The following is a 7,627-nucleotide window of genomic DNA, read 5'->3' as shown; positions in this document are numbered from 1 at the left end:
CAGTGCTCGCAGAAGCTGCTCCGGCGGAATCGAAGGCCTGCCGGTATGTGAGTACATCTCCTTGAATAAAGGAGCCAGATTGACCAGCGCGTTATCAACCATGATCCGAACCGGACGCAAGGGGTGATCCTTGGGAACCCGTTGTTCCGGTGAGACATAACTGAACATGGCCTGTTGGTTCTGGTCATCACCGCGCATAACGTTTCTCCTGAAATATCGGATGGTTATGCGCGTAATTATAACAAATTCGTGTAGCCGTCCCTAGTGAAATCAAGGGGTTGAGCTAATTGTTTTTCAACAACCTGTTAGGAGGCTTATGGTGAAAAGCTCACAGCTAAAAAATACCGGATTCAGATCTGGTGTCGAAGAACAATCAAAATTGCAGCCATTACTGCTCGCCTCAATTTTAGCAGCGGTCTATGTTGTTCTGATTGCCTTGTATATTTTTCTTTCGGGGAAAATAGCACAAAGTCATTCAGGGTCAGTCACTGATTTAGCAGCCCTTGAGCTACAAAAAGGGATTTACTTCACAGTGGTGACAGGACTTATCTTGTTTTTATCTTCCTATCATATTTTTAGAAAAATCTCGCAAAAAGACTCTTTAATAATATCTCAAAACAAAGCTCTTGTTGCCAGTGAGCGTAACGCAATTTCCGGGCTCTTTTGTTCTTCAATCTGTCATGATATCAATAACTTAATGGGGACCGTCGTCGGCAATATTGTCCTTCTGAAAAAATCGGAGCAGTTATCAGAAAAGGACAGAAAAAGACTTGAGGACATTTCTGTTGCATCAGACAAGTTAACGCAACTCACGAAACGAATGCTTGCTGCCTCTAAAGGGCATATCCCAGGCCAGAAGGCTGAAGGAGATCTCTCAAAAATAGTCGAACAAACAGTTGACTTTGCGAAAATGCATAAAAATGTAAAAGGTTGTGAACTTAATAGCGAAATTGCACCTGGTATCATCACCAAAATTAACGCTCCGTTGCTATCAAGAACCTTAATGAACCTGATATTGAATGCTGCAGAGGCAACGAATAAAAATGGTCAGATTCTAGTGAGGTTGGTTAAAGAGGGAGATAGTGTTCTGATTGAGGTACACGATGATGGCCCAGGTATCCCACAAGATAAAATTAAGCAGATCTTGGAACCTTTTTATACTTCAAAAAATAATGGAACAGGCCTTGGCCTACTTTCATACAAGACTTGCTGTCAGCAGCATAATGCTGACATGAAAATAGCCGCTTCCTCTATGCTTGGCGGAGCGTGTTTCGGGTTGAAATTTCAGCGATTGCCTAAGGCGCTCAAGGGAGAGAAACTGTCAGTTCAATAAAGTATATTGCTAACCGAGGCTCCAAATTAGGTAAAGACGTTCTGCGCGCAACTTTGGCCATTTGGTTACTGCTAGGAATACCTGACAATTATCAGTTTGATAATGCCCTGTGTTCACTCGGCTGTTTGGAGACCAGTCTTTAGTAACAGGGTAAAGCCCAAGTCGAGAAATTTAACGACAAAGACCGATAAACCATGCTGCGTGTCAGCGATGTTCTGTTACTTGCCGTCTAGTATTTATATATCAATGGATGGAAAGGAGAGGCTATGGATATTATTGAAGCCTATGTTGATGCATTGAATTGGAAGGTTTTGATCAACTCTTCGGTTAGGATTTTTTTGATACTGCTGATCCTGTTGGTCGCCATGCGACTGATGAAGGCGCTTTTGAACCGACTTGAAAAGCGCCTGATTCAGAATAATCAAGCCGAAGACGAACCTTTGTCTGAGGCTTCAAAGAGGGTCGGGACTTTGATTAAGCTTGTTCGGCAGGCAGCAAGCCTGGCCCTCTGGATTGTTCTTATACTCGTCATCCTTAAGGAGCTTGGTGTCGATATCGCACCGATTCTCGCTGGTGCAGGAATATTAGGACTCGCTGTTGGTTTCGGGGCACAGAATCTGGTGCGCGATGTGATATCCGGATTCTTTTTTATTCTTGAAAACCAAGTCAGGGTTGGCGATGTTGCGGTTATTAACGGCACTGGTGGTCTGGTCGATGAAGTCAATTTCCGAACCATCGTGCTGCGCGACCTGACCGGTACTGTCCATGTTTTTCCGAATGGCACGGTCAGCACGTTAAGCAATATGACTCACACCTGGTCGGCTTGGGTCTTTGACGTCGGCGTGGCCTATAAAGAAGACACCGATCGTGTCATCGAACTGATCAAGCAGGTCGGTCGGGAGTTGCGCGAGGATCCAGTTTTCAGGAAAAAAATCATTGAAGATATAGAAGTGTTTGGGGTGAATAAGTTTGGAGATTCGGCGGTTGAGATCAAGGGTAGGATCAAAACCCGGCCGATCGAACAGTGGGCTGTCGGCCGGGAATTTCAGCGCCGCCTCAAATATCTTTTTGATGAACAGGGAATTGAGATCCCGTTTCCGCATCTTACTGTCTATCGCGGTGAGGAAAGCCGGCCCTTTGAAGTCGAGCTATATGAAAAACTTAAAGGGAAGGTCGACTGTTGACCATGACCTGCTACTCACGTTTAGCTAATGCCCTTGCAATATGGGGGGAGACCATATATGCAAAAAGAAATTTCCTAGATTTGAAAATTGGTTGATCTGTCTGAAATTCTTTTTCAAAAGTGAAACTCTGATTTTTGAATTCACCTCCTAGGCTTTTACAGTAATAGCCTTGAATAACTTTTATATTGATAAGGCTCCACGTGATTCACCTCTTGAAAGTTAGTGACTTGTAATTTGTGGCTTTCTGTGTAAAGGTTTCTTTATAGGGTCAGGGTTTATTTCAGGCATTGTGAGAGCTTTGCCTTTTATAAAAAATTCCTTCCACTGTTCCACACTTCTTAAAAGGGTATTTTTGCAGCGAAGTATACTCACCTACGCCACAAATTCTTTATTTTCAAAACCGCCGCCGAATGAGGGGATCCATGCAAACACATAAATTAAAATTTATCTGGTTGGTCGGTTTTCTTGCCTGGACATTTGTGATTATTGGGCTGTGGTATCTCGAAAGACAGTCGGAAAAAGATTTTATCCGGCAGATGGCAATCTCCGAAGCCCGCGGCAGTTACAATAAAGATTTGGTTTATCGGCGCTGGGCGGCAACGCAAGGTGGCGTTTACGTCAAGAAAAGTTCTTATACCCCTGCAAACCCTTACCTCGCACATATTCCAGCCAGAGATGTGACCACCACCGACGGGATGGAATTGACCCTGGTCAACCCCGCGTATATGACCCGGCAGGTCCATGAACTGTCCTTTGGCCAATACGGCACGCAGGGGCACATTACCAGCCTGAATCCTTTGCGACCAGAAAACGCACCTGACCCCTGGGAAAAATCGGCACTCGAAAGTTTTCATCAGGGAGCCAAAGAGGCCACGTTACAGGCCGTCATCGACAGGAAACCTTATCAGCGCCTTATGCTGCCAATGATTACCGAGGAAATCTGTTTGAAATGCCATGCTCAACAAGGATACAAGCTGGGTGAAATCCGTGGCGGGATCAGCGTTTCCGTCCCTTTGGAGCCCTATCGGAAAGCTTTTTTGGGCAATGTCTACCAGCATTCATCTGGCATGGCCTTGGTCTGGCTGCTCGGCACATCCTTTATCGGATATACCTATCGCGTTATCCGTCAAAAACTGATCAATGAATCCACGGCACGCAGCCGGGCCGAAACCTCGGAAACCAAATTTCGGACTTTTTTCAATGAGCTTAATGTCGGGTTGGCCGTTGCCGATGCTAAGACAGGTGAACTCCTGGAATGTAACGACAAGCTGGCCGACATGGTTCAGCGTCCCGCAGGCGAATTACTCGGCAAGCCCCCATCAGTTCTTCATTCAAAAGATCAGCCGGAAGGGTTGACCGATTTTTTCCTTTATCATCGCGATTGCCAGGCCAGCGAAACTCTGCAAGAGCGTTTGCAGAGAGCCTCTGGGGAAATCGTTGATGTTGAAATCAAAGCTCAAAAGTTCAACCTGGATAACCGGGAGCTGATGCTCGGCATGTTTTATGATGTGACGGAACGAAATCGCGTAGAAAAAGCCCACAGGCAACTCGAAGAACAACTTTATCAGAAGCACAAGATGGAAGCTGTCGGCCAGATGGCTGGTGGCATGGCGCATAACTTCAACAATAACCTGTCAATCATCCTGGGGAATTTAGAGCTGGCACAACTTAAATGCCGGTGTTCGGAGCAGGTTCAGGATTTTTTGGCAAACGCAAAAATGGCTCTAATGCGCTCAAGAGATCTGATTCGGCAGGTTATGATCTATTCCCGCACCAGTGGAAGCGATTTACGCACCGTTCCGGCTGTGGACATATTGGAAGAGACCATGAAATTGCTCGCACCGACGATTCCGACTTCAGTCACTTTCAAGCAGGAGGTTTCCCCACTCGTCGGCAGGTCCAGAATTATGGGGGACTTTACCCGGATCCAGGAAGCCCTGATCAACCTTTGCAATAACTCTATTCAAGCCATGAACGAAATGGGAGACCTGACAATCAAACTGGACTGCGTTCAGTTCAATCCCCGTGATCCCATCGCCTACCCCGACGCAAAAGCGGGAACCTATCTTTGCTTCACGGTAAGCGACACAGGAGGAGGCTTTTCCGAAGCTGTCGCAGAAAAAATCTTCGATCCTTTCTTTACAACGAAAGAGGCCGGGGAAGGCACCGGCATGGGCTTAGCCACTGTCCGCGGAATCGTTGATTCGCATAATGGATTTATCAAGGTCAGCAGCGCAATCGGCCAAGGAACCATTATCCAGCTTTACTTTCCTGAGGGATTGGAAGATGAAGATGTTCCTTTAGAAGAACAAAACAACGCTATCCCAAGGGGAACCGGGAGAATAATGATTATCGATGATGATGAAATGGTTCTTGCGACGTATCAGAATATTCTTGAAGAACTTGGCTATCAAGTAACCGCCGAACCGAAGCCACTCAACGCCCTGAAGATGATTGAACAGAATGCAGACAATTTTGATCTCATCATGACCGATCAGACCATGCCCGATTTGACCGGCAAAGATCTCGCTCAGAAGATCAAGAGTATCAGGCCTGACTTACCGCTGATTCTCTGTACAGGCTACAGCTCCCAAGTGTCTCCCAAAGATGCTGAACAACTGGGGATCAGTGCGTTTTGTGTGAAACCACTGGGAAGAGAAGAACTCGCGCAGGTCGTTAAAAATTGTATAATAACAAATCGAACCAACGCCTAAACTATAAACCACGAAAGACTAGGCGAGATATCGAGCCTCATATCCCGTGAGTTGTAAGTTTCAGAACGTAAAAGGCTTAGATTCCAACAACTAAGCCTTTTATATAGTCAAGTCAAGCCACTCACACGGCTATGTAGAGAATGGATTTACCTATTAGTATTTTCCAAATTCGCTATCATCCAATTTGATGTTAAGTTCCTAACTCATCCCACCCCAACCAATTGCTTGATGTTCATTCTGGACCCCCTTGGGTGGCGCTTGAGAAGTTCTATTCGATTCTGGCATTTTGGGAGCAGCAACGTCAACTGTTCCACCAGTGATACTGAAGCAACTGAGCATTTTCTGCAAATAGTTCGTCTGTCCCGACAGTTCTTCAGAAATGGAAGCAGTTTCTTCTGCTATGGCAGTTGAGTTCTGATTGACAGAGTCAAGCTGATTAAGGCCCTCGTTCGCCTGGGCAATCCCTTGAGCCTGCTCATTGCTGGCCGCCGCAATTTCATCGACTAATCCAGAGACCTTAACAACACCGTCGTAAATTTCGCTTAAAGCCTTAGCCGTTTGATCCGCAATCTGTGAACCATTTTCAGTTTTCTCAACTGAGCTGTTAATCAGATCGGTTGTCTCGCTTGCAGCCTTGGCACTACGCGCGGCCAGATTTCGAACTTCTTCTGCGACCACAGCAAAACCTTTCCCGTGCTGTCCGGCACGAGCAGCTTCAACTGCAGCATTAAGCGCCAGAAGATTTGTCTGGAAAGCGATTTCGTCAATGACTTTTATGATTCTGCTAATATTGTCACCAGATTCCTTAATTTCTGACATAGCTTTTACCATCGACTGCATCTGGTCGTTTCCGCGTTCTGCAGACTGCTTTGCCTGTGCGGAGAGAGTACTGACCTGACTTGCATTTCTGGTGTTATTTTCAGTCTGTTCATTCATCTCAGTCATCGAAGCGGAAATCTCTTCCAGCGCGGCGGCCTGTTGGGTTGCACCATCGGCAAGCTCTGTGCTGGTTGTAGCGACCTGGAGAGAGTCAGCAGCAACTTTATGACTTACAGACTGAACGGCTTTAATTGTTTCTGAGAGTTTTTGATTAGCTTCAGAGAGGGGTTTGGCGATAAGCCCTTTCGCCTGGAAAGTAAAATCTCCGGTAGCTAAACGATTGAAAGCAGTCAATATCTCGCTTTTAAGATTTTCAGCAAATAAGTCCATTGCGGTCGCCAGTTGACCAATCTCATCGTTTTGCTTCATGTCAAGACGCTTATCCAGGTTGCCTTGCTCCATCCCCTTCACCATCTCCACCACGTCTCTCACCGGTCTGACAACTTTGCGATTTATGGCAAGCCAGCAAAGCAGGGTAACTATCAGAGCAATCAGCCCCCCAGCATAGAGAACTGTTTTCAACGTACCAACTTTTCCCCGAGAGTGCTTTTCATACATCCCGACTGCTGAGTTCATCTCTTTGAGCAGCGGCACATTGTTCTGCAAGATGTATTCTGCGGCCACACTACGAGCAGCTTCAGTACTTGCAGGGTTAACGAATGTATCGATATGCGGAGAAAAATTGTCCCATAATACTTCGACCTGCCGCATCTGACTTAGAATTTGAGGGTTTTGGGTCGGAGGGAGGTTGAGCTTTTCATCACCATTAATCAGTGAATTTAAACTGCTCGCAAAGAGATCGGCAGTTTGCTTTAGGCTGTCACGGTTCGACGAAACTTCTAGCCCAGCTGCAATAGAGAGAGCCTCTTTTGACATTTTTTGACTAAGCATGCGTTGCCGACCAGCAATGTTGACAACTGTCGAATCATCTTTCTGTCCATTAAGAACGAAAACCGAAGTAAAGACGAGTGCCAGTGTTACAAACGTAATGACTGCAATCGAGGCAGTCAGTTTTGCGCCTAGGCCAAAAGCAGAGGGTCCGTTCATGTCTTCTCCATAATCGAGTAAGTCCACAATAATTAATAAGAGCAAATATAGGGCAACATGTGGTCAAAATCAAGCAAAAATGAGCAATACAGTCATAATTACCTCTTTCTTTTGTAAGCAAGAGGAGGGAACTAAAATACCAACTAGAGATTATCGAACTAACCACCTAGAATCATTAAAGAGATAATTACTGAGTTAAATGACGTATGCCCCTGAAATTTTCAGAGGCATTTCTTATTCAAAGATAAGCTTTGTCAGTAGGCCGATTTTGCCCGTTTTCAGGGCCAAATCTAGTGGTAGGACATCTGAAACGCGCAGATCCTTCAGACTCAGAAACCTAAATACCTGGAATCACAACCAACCAGGCCAAGCTATTCGCATATCTCCTGCCATAGGTCACCGCTCAATCCAGCTTGGCTGTTTTCGGGTATTTACAAGCCGCTCAAAACCCTGCCATAAGTCGGCGATTT

At 45.8% G+C, this 7,627-nt stretch carries 5 protein-coding genes; 3 read left to right on the top strand and 2 right to left on the bottom strand.

Annotation, left to right across the window (positions count from 1 at the left end):
- Positions 1-198 (bottom strand): transposase (locus tag BUB13_RS14100; RefSeq protein ID WP_482796768.1); only part of this gene is annotated, 198 nt, incomplete at its 3' end.
- A 121-nt stretch (positions 199-319) separates the two neighbouring features.
- Between BUB13_RS14100 and BUB13_RS14095 the strand changes: the two genes are divergently transcribed.
- From BUB13_RS14095 to BUB13_RS14085, 3 genes are all read left to right on the top strand, one after another.
- Positions 320-1,333 (top strand): sensor histidine kinase, encoded by a 1,014-nt coding sequence (locus BUB13_RS14095; RefSeq protein WP_161947659.1) that lies wholly within the window; start codon positions 320-322, stop codon positions 1,331-1,333.
- 266 nt (positions 1,334-1,599) lie between these two features.
- Positions 1,600-2,517, top strand: coding sequence for a mechanosensitive ion channel family protein (locus tag BUB13_RS14090; protein WP_072909410.1), 918 nt, complete (start codon positions 1,600-1,602; stop codon positions 2,515-2,517).
- A 422-nt stretch (positions 2,518-2,939) separates the two neighbouring features.
- Positions 2,940-5,231 carry an ATP-binding protein gene (locus BUB13_RS14085; RefSeq protein WP_072909409.1) on the top strand — a complete coding sequence of 764 codons (2,292 nt, stop codon included), beginning with the start codon at positions 2,940-2,942 and terminating at the stop codon, positions 5,229-5,231.
- A 198-nt stretch (positions 5,232-5,429) separates the two neighbouring features.
- Here BUB13_RS14085 and BUB13_RS14080 read toward each other — a convergent pair whose 3' ends face one another.
- A complete protein-coding gene (locus BUB13_RS14080; protein WP_072909408.1) occupies positions 5,430-7,157 on the bottom strand; it encodes a methyl-accepting chemotaxis protein in 1,728 nt (575 codons plus the stop codon).
- Positions 7,158-7,627: the final 470 nt, after the last annotated feature.

The sequence above is a fragment of the Malonomonas rubra DSM 5091 genome, from assembly GCF_900142125.1.
Taxonomy (GTDB): Bacteria; Desulfobacterota; Desulfuromonadia; order Desulfuromonadales; family Geopsychrobacteraceae; genus Malonomonas; species Malonomonas rubra.
The sequence above is the reverse complement of the archived record's forward strand: the minus strand, read 5'-3'. Positions and strand labels throughout refer to the sequence as shown.